Below are 12,710 nucleotides of genomic sequence, written 5' to 3'. Positions count from 1 at the left end.
GGTCCCTGACATCCTGATGTAGTTCCAACGCGCTATAAGTCCTCGACTTTCTGGCTGGCACGCTTCCTGCTTTCACTCGAGCGGACACAGGCAGGAGGACAACCATGGCCTACAAGATCATCGCCTCGCAGTGCACCGGGTGCAGCGCGTGCGAATTCGAATGCCCCAACGCGGCGATCTCGATGAAGGGCGACACCTTCATCATCGATCCCGCCAAGTGCACCGAGTGCGCGGGCGAGTACGACCATCCGCAGTGCGACACCGTCTGCCCCGTCCCCAAGACCTGCGTGCCGGCCTGACCGGCGCGCAAGGGGCATGGGACGGGCCGTGGCCTTCGAGGACAACGCCTTCGAGGACAATCTGGGCGCCGCGCTCGACTGGAAGGGGCGTCCGGTGCGCTGCCGTGAGTGCGACCACCAGGCCATCAACGCGATGGGTCTGTGCGCCAAGGGCCGCGCCTGCATCCGCGACCGCCGCGCGCGCCGGGTGGAGACGTTCCTGCGCGCCAACCCCGAGCTTGCCGACCAGTATCTCGACCATCCCTATTTCGAGGTGCGCGCAGGCGCCGCGCGCCACGCCACGGTGTTCCGCCTCGTGCCCCTGCTGGACGATCCCGAACCCGAGGTCCGCGCGATGGCAACGCTGCGCCTGCCTGTGGAGAGGATCCGCAACATGATCCACGACGAGGATATCGACGTGCGCATCGCGGCGGCCTCGCGGCTGACCGGGGCGGACCTGGTGCCCGCGATCCGCGACGAGGCCTACATGGTGCGCATCACCGCAGTGCGGCGCATGCCGGTCGAAATGCTGCCGCTGGTGCGCCACGACCCTGACCCCGAGGTGCGCGCCTGGGTGGCCCGGCGGATCGATCTGCGCGCGCTGCCCGACATGGCCTTCGACCCCGACCCGCTGGTGCGCCGCGAGGTCGCCGGGCGGCTGCCGCCCGATCCCTTGCGCTTGCTGGTCGAGGACAGCGACATGCGCGTGCGCTTCACCGTTGCCGAGCGGCTGGCCGAGGAGGACCTTGTCGCGCTGCTCGATGACGAGGAACCCGCCATCCGCGAACTTGCGCGCACGCGCATCGAGGCCGTGCCCGAACTGGCGCGCCGGCTCGAGGAGGAGGCGCAGGACGAGGGCGCCGCAGTCGTCGCCTTTCCCGCGCCCCATGATCCCGCAAAGGAGACCTAGCCTGTGAAAGTCATGATCCGCCGCGCCGAGGGACAGCTCTCGGCCTACGTGCCCAAGAAAGACCTGGAGGAGCCGATCGTGGAGGTCGAGAAGGAAAGCCTGTGGGGCGGCTGGGTGCGCCTTGCCAATGGATGGGTGCTCGAGCTGCCCTGGCTGGCCGAGGACACGCGCCTGCCGATCACCGTCGAGGCGAAGAAACGCGCCACCGTGGAAGAGGACTGAGCCCATGGCGACACATGTTCTGGACAATCCCGAGGTGCTGCTCGACGAAGTGGGCGAGGGGTTGCGGGCCGGGCAACTGGTGCCTTTCGTGGGGCCCGGCATCTCGGCGCTGGGCGCGCATGCCGTGCCGCTCTCGACCGAGGCTCTGGCGGAGTTCTTCGCGACCAAGACCACGCTTCCGCGCCGCGCAAAAGGCAATTGCTGGGCCGCCGCGCAGTACATTGAGAGCACGCGCTTTCGCGACACCGTGACGGCCTGGATGAAGGAGGCCTTTTCCCAGGGCGTGCTGCCTTCGGCCTTTCACCGCTGGCTTGCTGGCCTGCCGCTGCCGCTCGTCGTCGATGCCTGGTATGCGGGCGAGATGCGCACCGCGCTCCTTGCCGCGGGCCGCGAGGACTGGGCCGAAGTGCAGGGGATCACCCGCGCGCACATCGGCGAGGACCGCTGGTTCCGCTTCTACACGCCCGGCGGCGATCCGGCGAAGGCGCAGGAGGCCGAGGCCGCAACGACGCTGCTCTACACGCCCCATGGCGGTATCGCGCCCGATGCGAACTTTCTCATCACCGATGCGGACTATGTCGAGGTCCTCACCGAGATCGACATCCAGACCCCGATCCCCGAGGAGGTCCGCCATCGCCGGACAGGTCTTGGCTTCGTCTTCCTGGGCTGCCGCTTCGACGACCAGCTTCTGCGCACCTACGCGCGCCAGATCATGAAGCGCTCGGCCGCGCGGCACTATGCCGTGCTCGACGTGGAAACACTTACCCGCAACGAGCGGCGCTTTCTGGAGGAACAGAACATTGTGCCCATCGCCAAGCCTCTGGGCGAGGCGCTGGGGCAGCTGATGGGCTGACGGGCGGGCGCTCTCAGTCGCGCGCGGCGCGGCGTTCGGGCGCGGCGGCGGGCGCGGGGGTCTTCATCCGCGTTGCGGCCTCGGCGCGTCGGCGCGAGAGTTCGCGGGCGTATTCCTGCAGATCGTCGACCGCGTCGAGTTCGTCCACGATCTCGAAGCCGAAGATCGTCTCCAGCACGTCCTCCAGCGTCACCAGGCCCAGGAAGCTGCCGTATTCGTCGACCACCATCAGGATGTGGTGGTGCTCGGAGATGAAGCGGTGGAACAGCCGGTCGACGCTCAGCTGGTCGAGCACGCTGGGCAGCGGGCGGATCAGTTCAGCAAAGCCCTGCTCGTCGCAGTCCTCGTCCATGAGCAGGTCGAGCACGTCGTGCTTGATGACGAAGCCGCGGATCTCGTCGACACCCTCGCCCGAGACGGGAATGCGGGTGAAGGGGGACTTGCGCACCTTCTCGGTCAACTCGTCCAGCGCGATGTCCTGCGACAGGCTGAAGACCACCGTGCGCGGCGTCATCACGTCGGCCGTCTTGATCCGGTCGAGCTGGAGCATGTTGTTGAGAAAGCGCGCTTCGGCGGTGTCGATCTGGCCCGAGGCCTGGCCCAGGCTGGTGACCGCGAGAAGCTCTTCGCGGTGGCGCGGGGTTTCGGCGGTGCGGCCCAGCGCAATGACCTTGGTGATCTGGCGCGAAACCCACACCAGGGGCGCCAGCAACGCGATCATCGGCGGCAGGATCCAGGCGCAGAACGGGGCTAGACCCGTGGCGTAGCGCGCGCCGATGGTCTTGGGGATGATTTCGGTGACGATCAGGATCGCGACGGTCAGCAGCGCGGCGAACACCGCCTCGCTGCCACTGCCGTAGAGCTTGGCGTACTGCGCGCCCGCACCCGCGGCACCCATCGTGTGGGCAATCGTGTTGAGAGTGAGGATCGCGGCCAGCGGGCGGTCGACATCGTCCTTCAACCGCTTGAGCTTGCGCGCCCAGGGCGCGCCGCGCTGCTCGAAGGTGCGTACCTGCGAGGGCGTGAGCGTCAGCATCGAGGATTCGAGCAGCGAACACAGGAACGAGACGCACAGCGCCAGGGCGACATAAAAGACCAGCAAGGCCATGCGGCTATTCGTACTCCGTTGCGCGAGTGTGCGCGAACCCGTTCTGGTAACGGGGATTCTCCGCCTTGCCTAGGTGCCTGATCGTGCACGACCTGCACCTTGTCGTGTCGCGAGCCGGACAAAGTCGGCGTACCAAGCCTGACAATCGCGACAGGGACCTTCGTGTACGGCGTGCTGCGGTGCGGCATGAAACGCCTGCAAATCGGTAGTTTCCGATATTTGGCACGCAGTTTGCTGAGCCTCTCCCATCAGCAGAAAGCCGGTGGTGCCCCCTCCGCCGGCTGCGACTTGGGGAGTTTTCCATGACCGACACCCTTTTCAGCCAGGATCCGGACAGCACACGTGAGGCCAGTTCCGCAGACGGCGTCGTCGATATTTCCGACGTCATGCAGAAGGTGGCCGAGCACAAGGGCTGCGGGACCGAAGGCGGTTCGGGCAAGGCGAGCTGCGGATCGAGCGCAGGGCCGGCCGACATGCCGCCCGAGATCTGGGAGAAGGTGAAGAACCACCCGTGCTATTCCGAAGAAGCCCACCACCATTACGCACGCATGCACGTGGCGGTCGCGCCTGCCTGCAACATCCAGTGCAACTACTGTAACCGCAAGTACGACTGCGCGAACGAGAGCCGGCCGGGCGTCGTCTCGGAGCGCCTGACGCCCGAGCAGGCGTCGAAGAAGGTGCTCGCGGTCGCCTCCACCATTCCGCAGATGACCGTGCTGGGCATTGCCGGGCCGGGCGATCCGCTCGCCAACCCGCAAAAGACCTTCGAGACCTTCCGCCTCATCAGCGAGGTCGCCCCCGACATCAAGCTGTGCCTTTCGACCAACGGCCTCGCGCTGCCCGATTGGGTCGACGAGATCGCCAAGTACAAGGTCGACCACGTCACCATCACCATCAACATGGTGGACCCCGAAGTGGGCCAGCACATCTACCCCTGGATCTTCTGGGAGAACAAGCGCCTGCAGGGCTATGAAGCCGCGAAGATCCTGACCGAGCGACAGCTGCTGGGCCTCGAAATGCTCACCGAGCGGGGCATCCTTGCCAAGATCAACTCGGTGATGATCCCGGGTATCAACGATGCGCACCTTGTCGAGGTGAACAAGGCGGTGAAGAGCCGCGGCGCGTTCCTGCACAACATCATGCCGCTCATTTCCGCGCCCGAGCACGGCACCGTGTTCGGCCTCAACGGTCAGCGCGGTCCTTCCGCGCAGGAACTGAAGGCACTTCAGGATGCCTGCGAGGGCGACATGAACATGATGCGCCACTGCCGCCAGTGCCGCGCCGACGCGGTCGGGCTTCTGGGCGAAGACCGCTCGGCCGAGTTCACCACCGAGAAGATCATGGCGATGGACATCGAATACGACGCCGAAGGCCGCAAGGCCTACCAGCAGGCCGTAGAGGGCGAGCGCCAGGCCAAGGTCGCGGCCAAGGCGAGCGAACTGGACGGCCTTGAAAAGGCAGGCGATATCTCGGTCCTGGTCGCGGTTGCCACCAAGGGCCACGGGATCATCAACGAGCACTTCGGCCACGCCAAGGAATTCCAGGTCTATGAGCTCAACGCCAAGGGCGCCAAGTTTGTCGGCCACCGCCGCGTCGATCTCTACTGCCAGGGCGGGTACGGCGAGGAGGACGCGCTCGACACCGTGATCGCGGCCATCAATGACTGCCACGCGGTCTTTGTCGCCAAGATCGGCGGCTGCCCCAAGGCGGATCTTGAGGCCGCCGGCGTCGAGCCGGTCGACCAGTACGCCCACGAATACATCGAACAGTCCGCGCTGGTCTGGTTCAAGGACTACCTTGGCAAGATCGAGCGCGGCGAGATCGTCCACCAGCAGCGCGGCGATGCGGCCATCCGCCAGGGCGCGCTGCTCAGCCAGGCGGGGTGAGCGGCGATGGCCTACAAGATCGTCGCCAGCCAGTGCACCAACTGCACGGCCTGCGAGGCGCTGTGTCCCAACATGGCCATCTCGGAGGCGAAGGGCACCTTTGTCATCGACCCGGCGCTGTGCACCGAGTGCATCGGCCACTTCGAGGACCCGCAGTGCGTCGCGATTTGTCCGGTCGATGACACCTGCGTGCTCGACGCCAGCGTGCCGCGGTATCAGCCAGCATGAGCGGGGCGCGTGAAACGCTGCCGTTCGAGGGCTTTGGCGGGGCGTCGGACGCGTTCGAGCGTTCGATCCTCGCCAGCCCCCTCCTGGGAGGGGGCCTGCCCGAGGAGGCGCGCTCTCACCTCGAACGTGCGGCCACGCGCTATCACCTGACCGATGTGGCCGAGACGCACCTGTTCGAAGCCGAGAAGATCGCGCCCGACCACGCCGCCGTCCTGATCGCGCTCTACCGCTTCTATTTCTACAAGGGACGGCTGAACGAAGCTCTCGACGTGGCGCGCGCCTGCGTTGCCAAGGCCCTGCGCCTCAACGTCCTGGGCGAGGACTGGCGGCGGGTGCAGGCGGGCGATGCCGCCTTCGGGGAGTGGGAGGCGCTTTTGCCGCGCTTCTTCCTCTTCAGTCTCAAGGGCTACGCCTATCTTTCGCTGCGCACCGGCCATCTCGAAGCGGGCCGGGAGGCGGCCGAGAAACTGCTCGAACTCGACCCGCGTGACCGCATCGGGGCGCAGGTCCTTGTCGATGTCCTGAACCGCATGGAGGATGAGGAGGAGGCCGATGGCGAACATCGTTCGTGACAGCGAGGTCGTTGAACTCAATGGCCCGCCCGCCTTCCGCTATGGAGAACGCGTGCGCGCGCGGCGTCTTGTGCGCAACGATGGCACGTACGCGGGCAAGGAGATCGGCGAACTGCTGGTCCGAAAGGGCGAAGAGGGCGTCGTCGTCTCGATCGGCACCTTCCTCCAGCAGTTCTACATCTATGGCATCGAGTTCTTCGAGAGCGGCCACCGCGTGGGCATGAAGCGCCGCGAGCTCGACCCGGTCTGGGCGAGCGAGGAGGACGAGGACGAACTGCCTGTCGCACGGCCCGCAAGCCCGGCTCCGGCCCATTCGAGTGCCCGGCCATGATGGACATTCGGGAACCCGTCTACGGCTGGGGCGAGGCCGTGCGCGCGGTGGTGGACCTTGTCAATGACGGCTCGTTTCCGGGCGCCCGGCCTGAAGCGATCCTGGCCCCGCGCGGGACGTGCGGTGAAATCGTCAACGTGGGCCACCACGAGGAGAGCAACCAGCCGGTCTACCTCGTCGAGTTCGCGCGCGGCGAAGGGGCAGGTTTCCCGCTCGTCGTCGGCTGTCTCGAAGAGGAGATCGAACGCGCCGAGACGGGAGGGACGTTGGCATGAGCCTTGCTGCCGCCCCCGCCGAGGCCCCCGCGCCGCGCGCGCTTCTCGCCCGCCAGCCCAACGAGTTCGACCTGGCGCGGATCGAACGCCTGCTCGTTCGGCGGCGGCGCTACCGCTACGTCGAGCCCGTGGTCGTGCCCATCGAGGACGGCTACCTCGTGCGCGCGCCGTGCTGTTCACGCACCGTCGATCCCGAAGGCGGCGAAATCGACATCGCGCGCCTCCTCTGGGACGAACGCGCGCGCGAATGGAGGCTCTACCGGCGCGATCACGGCACGCACAGCTGGATCGAGGACGGCCCGTTCGCGCGCCTTGGTGAGCTGATGGGCTGGCTCAACGCCGATCCTGCCCGCGTTTTCTGGCAATAGAGGAAGGAGGCGAAGGCCCATGCCGCTCAGCGAAATCGATCTCGCGCGCATCGACGCGCTGGTACAGGCGCTGGGTGACAGTGCGCTCCCGGAGACTCTGGGTGTCGCGCTGCGGCGTCTCGTCCCAAATCTCGCCCTGCGCCAGTGCGATGCGGGCGACGTGCTGGAGGAACCCTACCGCTCGGCGGGCACCTGCGACCTGCACCTGCTCGACGTCTCCGCCCACTGCATCCGCGTGACCGGCGATCCGGCTGAGGCGAGCGGGCTTCTGGTTGCCGGGAGGGCTCCGGCATGAGCGGGCAGGTCGTCTCGATCGCCACGGGCGAGGCGCTGCAGATCCCGATGAGCGACCCCGACCTGACGCTGGAGGACGTGGTCGCGGTCGAGCAGGTCCTGCGCGGCGCGCAGCTGGGGCCGGGCGCGCTGGTCGAGGAGCTGGAGCAGGCCTTCGCCGCTCAGTGCGGCCGTGCGCGCGCGGTTGCGACCTCCAGCGCGGCGATGGCGCTCCTCATGGTCCTGACCGCCAAGGGCATCGGGCCGGGCGACGAGGTGATCCTCTCGGCCCACTCCTTTCACGAACTGGGCCACGCGGTCCTGCGCTGCGGGGCGACCCCGGTCTTTGCCGATATCGATTACTGGTCGGGCTGTCTTTCGGCGAAGAAGAGCGCGGACAAGGTGACGAGCCGGACCCGTGCGATCCTGGCGGGCAACACCTGCGGGCACCCCGCCGACTGGCCGGGCCTTCGCGCGCTGGCCGAGGCGCACGGCCTCTTCCTCATTGAGGATTCGAGCGAGGCGATCGGCTCGCGCCACAAGGAAGGCGTGGTCGGCAGCTTTGGCGATGCCGCGCTTTTCGACTTTGCCCAGCCCGGCGTCATCGCCTGCGGGGAGGGGGGCATTGCGCTCACCGACGATACGCAGCTGGCCATGGCGCTGCGGCGCCTGCGCAGCCGCAGCCTATCGGACCGCGCTTCGGTTTCGGCCGGGGTGGATGCGCCTTTCGGCGCGCCGATGGGCGCGATGGTGGCCGCCCTTGCGCTGGCGCAGCTGCGCCGCCTCGACGTGCTCCTGGAACGCCGCCGCGGGGTGCAGGCCATGTACGATGGCTTCATGCAAAGCTTCGAGGGGATCAAGCCGCCTTACATCTCGCCCGATGTCGAGGAGGTCCACTGGTTCCTCTACACGGTGCACCTGGGGACGCGCTTCACCAAGGGATCGCGCGACGCGATCCTGGAGGACATGCGCACCGAGGGGGTGGAGGCCCACGCCTATTCCAGCCCGCTCCACCTCCAGCGCGCCTACCGGGCGCTGGGCTGGACGCGCGGCGACCTCTTCGTGACCGAGAAGGTCGCCGACCGCGCGGTCGTGCTGCCCTTCCACGCCCACCTCACCCCCGAGCAGATCGCCTTCATGGTTGCGCGTCTCAAGGACGCCTCGATCAACGCGGGCGCCGGGGCCGCCATTTACTGACCAACCAAAGAGACACTGAAAGAACGCCATGACCACGCTCACCATCCTTCCGACCGCCACGTCCGTTGCTGTTGCCGAGGGCGACAGCCTGCTCGCCGCCATGCTCGCCAGCGGCGTGCCTCTCGCCCACAAGTGCGACGGTGAAGCCTCCTGCGGCCAGTGCCATCTCTTCGTGATCGAGGGGCGCAAGGGCCTCTCGCGCATCAGCCGGGAGGAGAACGAAATTCTCGACACCATCGTCGGCGTTGGTTCCAAGTCGCGCCTTGCCTGCCAGGCGACGCTGACCGGCACCGAGGACGTGACCGTCGAGGTTCTGAGCTTCGTCTGACGACGTGCCTAGGAGAGACAGCCCATGCCCATGGATGCCACCGAGATCGAACGCCGCATCACCGCGGCCTTTCCCGACGCGGACGTGCTGATGGTCGATATGGCCGGTGACGGCGACCACTGGGCCGCGCGCGTCACCTGCGCCGCCTTTGCGGGCAAGAGCCGGATCGTCCAGCACAAGATGGTCTACGCCGCGATCGGGGCGGACATGGGCCATGAACTGCACGCGCTGGCGCTGCAGACTTTCGTCCCCGCCACCACCGACACTACCCCTGCAACCTGAGGAGAATGGCCATGGCCACGTCCGACCGTATCCGCGCGCTTGTCACCGACAACGAGATCGTCGTCTTCATGAAGGGCGTGCCCGCCGCTCCGCAATGCGGCTTTTCCGCAGGCGTGGTGAAGGTGCTCGAGGCCATCGGGCGCCCTTATGTCGGGGTCAACGTGCTCGACGATCCGTTCCTGCGCGAAGGCATCAAGGAATATTCCGACTGGCCCACGCTGCCCCAGGTCTACGTGCGCGGCGAGTTCATCGGCGGCTGCGACATCGTGCGCGACATGTACGCGGCGGGCGAGCTTCAGGCGCTCCTCGCCGGGCAAAGCGCATGAGCATGGCCTCCGCGACGGGAGCGGCCGGAGCCGCTGTCGTACCCTTCGTCCCGCCGGGCGGACGCCGCCTGCGCGCGAGCGAGCGCAACATGCTGGAGGGCATCGTGACCGCCATCGTCCACGGTGCGGTGAGTGCGGAAGTGGGCCTGCTCGTCAACGAGCGGATCGTGATCGACGCGCTGGTTCCCAACTCCACCGTCGCCGCGCTTGGGCTGAAACCGGGAGGGCGCGCGGTTGCGCTTATCAAGCCCAGCTTTATTACCCTGATCGACGACGTCCCGGGTCTCGCGCTTTCGGCGCGCAACCTCATCGGGGGCACCGTCGTCAACGTGCTGACAGGGCCGGTCGAGGCCGAATGCGTGCTCGACATTGGCGAGGGGCGCGAGCTGACGGTGCTGGTGACCAGCCACAGCGCGCGGGCGCTGGGATTGGAGGCCGGGCGCCAGATCCTCGCCAGCTTCAAGGCCTCGCACATCATCGTCTGCGCGCTCGACGGGTAACGTTCCCGCATGGGCCAGGGGACCAGTGATAGGTATGCCCCATTGCAATCGGTGACAGGGCGCCTACATTCCTTCTTGCAAGTTTATCGCAATAAGGAAGCCCCCGCCATGGCCAAGCCCCAGCCGCGCACGCTGACCGTCCTCGCCCGCCAGCAGGTCTCGCCCTCGATGATCCGCCTGACGCTGGGCGGCGAAGGGCTGGCCGACTTCCCGCACGGGCAGGAAGGGGGCTATGTGAAGCTGATGTTTCCGCCTGTGGAAGGCAAGGCCAAGCCGACCTTGCGCACCTACACCATCCGCGCCCAGCGCGAAGGTGAGATCGACGTCGATTTCGCGCTCCATGGCGTGGAGAACGGCGTCTCGGGCCCGGCGACCAACTGGGCGGTCAATGCCGAGATCGGCTCGACCATTGAGGTCGGCGGTCCGGGGGCGGCCAAGCCCCTGCCCGAAGGCTTCGACTTCTACCTCATCGCCGGAGACATGACCGCGATTCCCGCCATTTCGGTGAACCTCGAAGCCCTGGGGCGCGAGGCCAAGGGCTACGCGGTGATCGAGATCCAGCAGGAGGATGACCGCGTGGAGATCGACGCGCCCGAAGGCGTGGAGATCCGCTGGGTCGTGAACCCTGAACCCGGCCAGCAGCCCCAGTGGCTGGTTGAAGCGCTGCGCGCCTACGGCTGGCCCGAAGGCCGGGTCTACGCCTGGGCGGCGAGCGAGTTTTCGGCCATGCGCCTCATGCGCACGTACCTGCGCGAGGAGAAGGCGCTGACGCCCGCCGAACTCTACATCTCCAGCTACTGGAAGCAGGGCCTCGACGAGGAAAGCCACAAGGTGGTCAAGCGCGAGGACGCCGAGGCGACCGCCGCCTGAGGGAAGAAGTTAAGTCTCTTTTCAAGGGGCCATCGCCCCTTGACCCCCAAATGGGCAACCTCACCTCTCTCAAGCCACGTGGCGCGCGCAAGGTGAGGTCGATGGTATGGGGAGCCCGAGGGCAATGGCCCTCGGAAATCTCCTTCCTTTTATAATCCTCCCAACTGCACCAGCGCAGCGCCGCCCGCGCGCCCGAGGATCGTGTCGACCTTCTGGCGCACCGCCTCCATGCGCAGCGGCTTGATGAGCGCGCCGTGGGCGCCCGCTTTCAGCGCGGCGATGCCCAGTTCCTCTTCCTCCGGGCTGGCGACGATGAGGACGCGCGCGGCCGGGTAGCGCGCGGCGATCTCGGCCAGCACCTCCAGCCCGTGCGCGCGCAGGATTGAAAGACCCAGGATCAGCACGTCGGGCAGCAGCCAGTCCTGCCCCTTGGCATAGGCTTCCTCCAGGCTCGCCAGTTCGTGGGTCTCGATCTCGTCGTGCAACATGAACTGCAAGGCGGCGCGGGTGATCTCGTCCTCGTCGACAACGAAAATGCGGCGCTGGTCGACGGCCTTGGCGGTTTCGACACCGATCTGCATGGGGCTTCTCCTGTGCATGGGAACTCATCGCTCCCCCACGCAAGAAGCGTTCCATCCCAATCGGCCGCGCAAATGCGCGGCTCTGCCGCTGGCCGGGCCGGGCGAACGTGTGTCCTTTGCGACATGCAACGCCCCATTGTTCGCTTTGCCACATGCCCGTGCGGGCCCCGACATTCCGGCCAAGTACCCGATTGAACGCGATTTTAGGCAGGCGCGCTGCGTTTGGCACGCCCCGTGCAGAGAGGTCGGCACAGCGGGCAGATCCTGCTGGCCCGCCGCAACGAGAGAGGACGCGTCGGGGAGAGAACCGGTCCGGGCCGACCCCCTGTCCGATCCGGAGCACACGGCTTTAACAGCTTAGGAGCCAAGCAATGTCACTTCGTCAAATCGCCTTCTACGGCAAGGGCGGCATCGGCAAGTCCACCACCTCGCAGAACACCCTTGCCGCGCTCGCCGACCTTGGCCAGCGCATCCTCATCGTCGGCTGCGATCCCAAGGCCGACTCCACCCGCCTGATGCTGCACGCCAAGGCGCAGGACACCATCCTGTCGCTCGCGGCCGAGGCCGGCTCGGTCGAGGACCTCGAACTCGAGGACGTCATGAAGATCGGCTACAAGGACATCCGCTGCGTGGAATCCGGCGGCCCTGAGCCGGGCGTCGGCTGTGCGGGCCGCGGCGTCATCACCTCGATCAACTTCCTCGAAGAGAACGGCGCCTACGAGGACATCGACTATGTCTCGTACGACGTGCTCGGCGACGTGGTCTGCGGCGGCTTCGCCATGCCGATCCGCGAGAACAAGGCCCAGGAAATCTACATCGTCATGTCGGGCGAGATGATGGCCATGTACGCGGCCAACAACATCTCGAAGGGCATCCTCAAGTACGCCAACTCGGGCGGCGTGCGCCTGGGCGGGCTCATCTGCAACGAGCGCCAGACCGACAAGGAGCTGGAGCTGGCCGAGAACCTGGCCGCCAAGCTGGGCACCTCGCTCATCCACTTCGTGCCGCGCGACAACATCGTGCAGCATGCCGAACTGCGCCGCATGACCGTGATCGAGTACGCGCCGGAATCCAACCAGGCCGCGGAATACCGCAACCTTGCGCAGAAGATTCACAACAACTCGGGCAACGGCATCATCCCCACCCCCATCACCATGGACGAGCTTGAGGACATGCTGATGGAGCACGGGATCATGAAGGCGGTCGATGAATCGCAGGTGGGTCTCACCGCCGCGGATCTCGCCGTCTGACCTGAGCCTTCGCGCCAGTCCCCCGAACGTCCGGTCCTCCCACGCGCCTCTTGTTGGCATGCGAAGCGGGGG

Annotated in this window: 20 protein-coding genes; 18 read left to right on the top strand and 2 right to left on the bottom strand. The window is 66.8% G+C overall.

The annotated features are described in order from the left end of the window. The first annotated feature begins 104 nt into the window (after positions 1–104). From LC060_RS08840 to LC060_RS08825, 4 genes are read left to right on the top strand one after another with little or no spacing between them, the layout of a single operon-like run. Positions 105–299: a 4Fe-4S dicluster domain-containing protein gene (locus tag LC060_RS08840; RefSeq protein WP_039390815.1), complete on the top strand. Its 195-nt coding sequence runs from the start codon at positions 105–107 to the stop codon at positions 297–299. 16 nt (positions 300–315) lie between these two features. Further along, positions 316–1,188, top strand: a complete 873-nt coding sequence (locus tag LC060_RS08835; protein WP_226634628.1) for a 4Fe4S-binding leucine-rich repeat protein — start codon at positions 316–318, stop codon at positions 1,186–1,188. Between the two features lie 12 nt (positions 1,189–1,200). Then, a complete protein-coding gene (nifT, locus tag LC060_RS08830; protein ID WP_226635292.1) occupies positions 1,201–1,410 on the top strand; it encodes a putative nitrogen fixation protein NifT in 210 nt (69 codons plus the stop codon). Between the two features lie 4 nt (positions 1,411–1,414). Next, entirely contained in the window at positions 1,415–2,263 is an 849-nt protein-coding gene (locus LC060_RS08825) for an SIR2 family protein (RefSeq protein WP_226634626.1), read from the top strand. A 13-nt stretch (positions 2,264–2,276) separates the two neighbouring features. On the opposite strand, the gene LC060_RS08820 is transcribed toward LC060_RS08825, so the two are convergent. After that, entirely contained in the window at positions 2,277–3,371 is a 1,095-nt protein-coding gene (locus LC060_RS08820) for a CNNM domain-containing protein (RefSeq protein ID WP_226634624.1), read from the bottom strand. Between the two features lie 302 nt (positions 3,372–3,673). On the opposite strand from LC060_RS08820, the gene nifB reads away from it, so the two are divergent. The 13 genes from nifB to LC060_RS08755 all read left to right on the top strand — a co-directional run bounded on the left by nifB (position 3,674) and on the right by LC060_RS08755 (position 10,807). Then, positions 3,674–5,257, top strand: coding sequence for a nitrogenase cofactor biosynthesis protein NifB (gene nifB, locus LC060_RS08815; RefSeq protein ID WP_226634622.1), 1,584 nt, complete (start codon positions 3,674–3,676; stop codon positions 5,255–5,257). Between the two features lie 6 nt (positions 5,258–5,263). After that, entirely contained in the window at positions 5,264–5,485 is a 222-nt protein-coding gene (locus LC060_RS08810) for a 4Fe-4S binding protein (RefSeq protein ID WP_039390827.1), read from the top strand. After that, positions 5,482–6,057, top strand: a complete 576-nt coding sequence (locus tag LC060_RS08805; protein ID WP_226634618.1) for a tetratricopeptide repeat protein — start codon at positions 5,482–5,484, stop codon at positions 6,055–6,057. Before LC060_RS08810 ends, LC060_RS08805 begins: the two co-directional genes overlap by 4 nt. Beyond that, positions 6,038–6,388 carry a nitrogen fixation protein NifZ gene (locus tag LC060_RS08800; RefSeq protein WP_226634616.1) on the top strand — a complete coding sequence of 117 codons (351 nt, stop codon included), beginning with the start codon at positions 6,038–6,040 and terminating at the stop codon, positions 6,386–6,388. The genes LC060_RS08805 and LC060_RS08800 overlap by 20 nt, the downstream gene beginning before the upstream one ends. Next, on the top strand, positions 6,385–6,663 hold the full coding sequence (locus LC060_RS08795; protein WP_226634614.1) for a nitrogen fixation protein NifZ: 279 nt from the start codon (positions 6,385–6,387) through the stop codon (positions 6,661–6,663). The genes LC060_RS08800 and LC060_RS08795 overlap by 4 nt, the downstream gene beginning before the upstream one ends. Then, the gene (locus tag LC060_RS08790; RefSeq protein WP_226634612.1) at positions 6,660–7,031 is read left to right on the top strand and encodes a DUF3024 domain-containing protein; all 372 of its coding nucleotides are present in this window, start codon (positions 6,660–6,662) and stop codon (positions 7,029–7,031) included. Before LC060_RS08795 ends, LC060_RS08790 begins: the two co-directional genes overlap by 4 nt. Before the next feature lie 19 nt (positions 7,032–7,050). Further along, complete coding sequence (locus LC060_RS08785; RefSeq protein WP_226634610.1) at positions 7,051–7,326, top strand: hypothetical protein; 276 nt, start codon at positions 7,051–7,053, stop codon at positions 7,324–7,326. Beyond that, a complete protein-coding gene (locus tag LC060_RS08780; protein ID WP_226634608.1) occupies positions 7,323–8,501 on the top strand; it encodes a DegT/DnrJ/EryC1/StrS family aminotransferase in 1,179 nt (392 codons plus the stop codon). The genes LC060_RS08785 and LC060_RS08780 overlap by 4 nt, the downstream gene beginning before the upstream one ends. A 28-nt stretch (positions 8,502–8,529) precedes the next feature. Continuing rightward, on the top strand, positions 8,530–8,829 hold the full coding sequence (locus LC060_RS08775; RefSeq protein ID WP_226634606.1) for a 2Fe-2S iron-sulfur cluster-binding protein: 300 nt from the start codon (positions 8,530–8,532) through the stop codon (positions 8,827–8,829). 24 nt (positions 8,830–8,853) lie between these two features. Further along, complete coding sequence (locus LC060_RS08770; protein WP_226634604.1) at positions 8,854–9,111, top strand: BolA/IbaG family iron-sulfur metabolism protein; 258 nt, start codon at positions 8,854–8,856, stop codon at positions 9,109–9,111. 5 nt (positions 9,112–9,116) lie between these two features. Next, a complete protein-coding gene (gene grxD, locus LC060_RS08765; RefSeq protein WP_413465097.1) occupies positions 9,117–9,437 on the top strand; it encodes a Grx4 family monothiol glutaredoxin in 321 nt (106 codons plus the stop codon). Beyond that, on the top strand, positions 9,434–9,937 hold the full coding sequence (locus LC060_RS08760) for a TOBE domain-containing protein (protein WP_226634599.1): 504 nt from the start codon (positions 9,434–9,436) through the stop codon (positions 9,935–9,937). Before grxD ends, LC060_RS08760 begins: the two co-directional genes overlap by 4 nt. 108 nt (positions 9,938–10,045) lie before the next feature. After that, on the top strand, positions 10,046–10,807 hold the full coding sequence (locus LC060_RS08755; protein ID WP_226634597.1) for a siderophore-interacting protein: 762 nt from the start codon (positions 10,046–10,048) through the stop codon (positions 10,805–10,807). Between the two features lie 149 nt (positions 10,808–10,956). Here LC060_RS08755 and LC060_RS08750 read toward each other — a convergent pair whose 3' ends face one another. After that, positions 10,957–11,388, bottom strand: coding sequence for a response regulator (locus LC060_RS08750; protein WP_226634595.1), 432 nt, complete (start codon positions 11,386–11,388; stop codon positions 10,957–10,959). Positions 11,389–11,759: 371 nt separating this feature from the next. Here LC060_RS08750 and nifH point away from each other — a divergent pair, with 371 nt between their 5' ends. Next, on the top strand, positions 11,760–12,638 hold the full coding sequence (gene nifH / locus LC060_RS08745; protein WP_226634593.1) for a nitrogenase iron protein: 879 nt from the start codon (positions 11,760–11,762) through the stop codon (positions 12,636–12,638). Positions 12,639–12,710: the final 72 nt, after the last annotated feature.

Source organism: Novosphingobium profundi, assembly GCF_020524485.1.
GTDB lineage: Bacteria > Pseudomonadota > Alphaproteobacteria > Sphingomonadales > Sphingomonadaceae > Novosphingobium > Novosphingobium profundi_A.
The sequence above is the reverse complement of the archived record's forward strand: the minus strand, read 5'-3'. Positions and strand labels throughout refer to the sequence as shown.

What these genes read in the sequence shown, in the direction of transcription:
- LC060_RS08840 (WP_039390815.1), top strand. Translation starts at nt 105, where the DNA reads ATGGCCTACAAGATCATCGCCTCGCAGTGCACCGGGTGCAGCGCGTGC.
- LC060_RS08835 (WP_226634628.1), top strand. Translation starts at nt 316, where the DNA reads ATGGGACGGGCCGTGGCCTTCGAGGACAACGCCTTCGAGGACAATCTG.
- nifT (WP_226635292.1), top strand. Translation starts at nt 1,201, where the DNA reads ATGATCCGCCGCGCCGAGGGACAGCTCTCGGCCTACGTGCCCAAGAAA.
- LC060_RS08825 (WP_226634626.1), top strand. Translation starts at nt 1,415, where the DNA reads ATGGCGACACATGTTCTGGACAATCCCGAGGTGCTGCTCGACGAAGTG.
- LC060_RS08820 (WP_226634624.1), bottom strand. Translation starts at nt 3,371, where the DNA reads ATGGCCTTGCTGGTCTTTTATGTCGCCCTGGCGCTGTGCGTCTCGTTC.
- nifB (WP_226634622.1), top strand. Translation starts at nt 3,674, where the DNA reads ATGACCGACACCCTTTTCAGCCAGGATCCGGACAGCACACGTGAGGCC.
- LC060_RS08810 (WP_039390827.1), top strand. Translation starts at nt 5,264, where the DNA reads ATGGCCTACAAGATCGTCGCCAGCCAGTGCACCAACTGCACGGCCTGC.
- LC060_RS08805 (WP_226634618.1), top strand. Translation starts at nt 5,482, where the DNA reads ATGAGCGGGGCGCGTGAAACGCTGCCGTTCGAGGGCTTTGGCGGGGCG.
- LC060_RS08800 (WP_226634616.1), top strand. Translation starts at nt 6,038, where the DNA reads ATGGCGAACATCGTTCGTGACAGCGAGGTCGTTGAACTCAATGGCCCG.
- LC060_RS08795 (WP_226634614.1), top strand. Translation starts at nt 6,385, where the DNA reads ATGATGGACATTCGGGAACCCGTCTACGGCTGGGGCGAGGCCGTGCGC.
- LC060_RS08790 (WP_226634612.1), top strand. Translation starts at nt 6,660, where the DNA reads ATGAGCCTTGCTGCCGCCCCCGCCGAGGCCCCCGCGCCGCGCGCGCTT.
- LC060_RS08785 (WP_226634610.1), top strand. Translation starts at nt 7,051, where the DNA reads ATGCCGCTCAGCGAAATCGATCTCGCGCGCATCGACGCGCTGGTACAG.
- LC060_RS08780 (WP_226634608.1), top strand. Translation starts at nt 7,323, where the DNA reads ATGAGCGGGCAGGTCGTCTCGATCGCCACGGGCGAGGCGCTGCAGATC.
- LC060_RS08775 (WP_226634606.1), top strand. Translation starts at nt 8,530, where the DNA reads ATGACCACGCTCACCATCCTTCCGACCGCCACGTCCGTTGCTGTTGCC.
- LC060_RS08770 (WP_226634604.1), top strand. Translation starts at nt 8,854, where the DNA reads ATGCCCATGGATGCCACCGAGATCGAACGCCGCATCACCGCGGCCTTT.
- grxD (WP_413465097.1), top strand. Translation starts at nt 9,117, where the DNA reads ATGGCCATGGCCACGTCCGACCGTATCCGCGCGCTTGTCACCGACAAC.
- LC060_RS08760 (WP_226634599.1), top strand. Translation starts at nt 9,434, where the DNA reads ATGAGCATGGCCTCCGCGACGGGAGCGGCCGGAGCCGCTGTCGTACCC.
- LC060_RS08755 (WP_226634597.1), top strand. Translation starts at nt 10,046, where the DNA reads ATGGCCAAGCCCCAGCCGCGCACGCTGACCGTCCTCGCCCGCCAGCAG.
- LC060_RS08750 (WP_226634595.1), bottom strand. Translation starts at nt 11,388, where the DNA reads ATGCAGATCGGTGTCGAAACCGCCAAGGCCGTCGACCAGCGCCGCATT.
- nifH (WP_226634593.1), top strand. Translation starts at nt 11,760, where the DNA reads ATGTCACTTCGTCAAATCGCCTTCTACGGCAAGGGCGGCATCGGCAAG.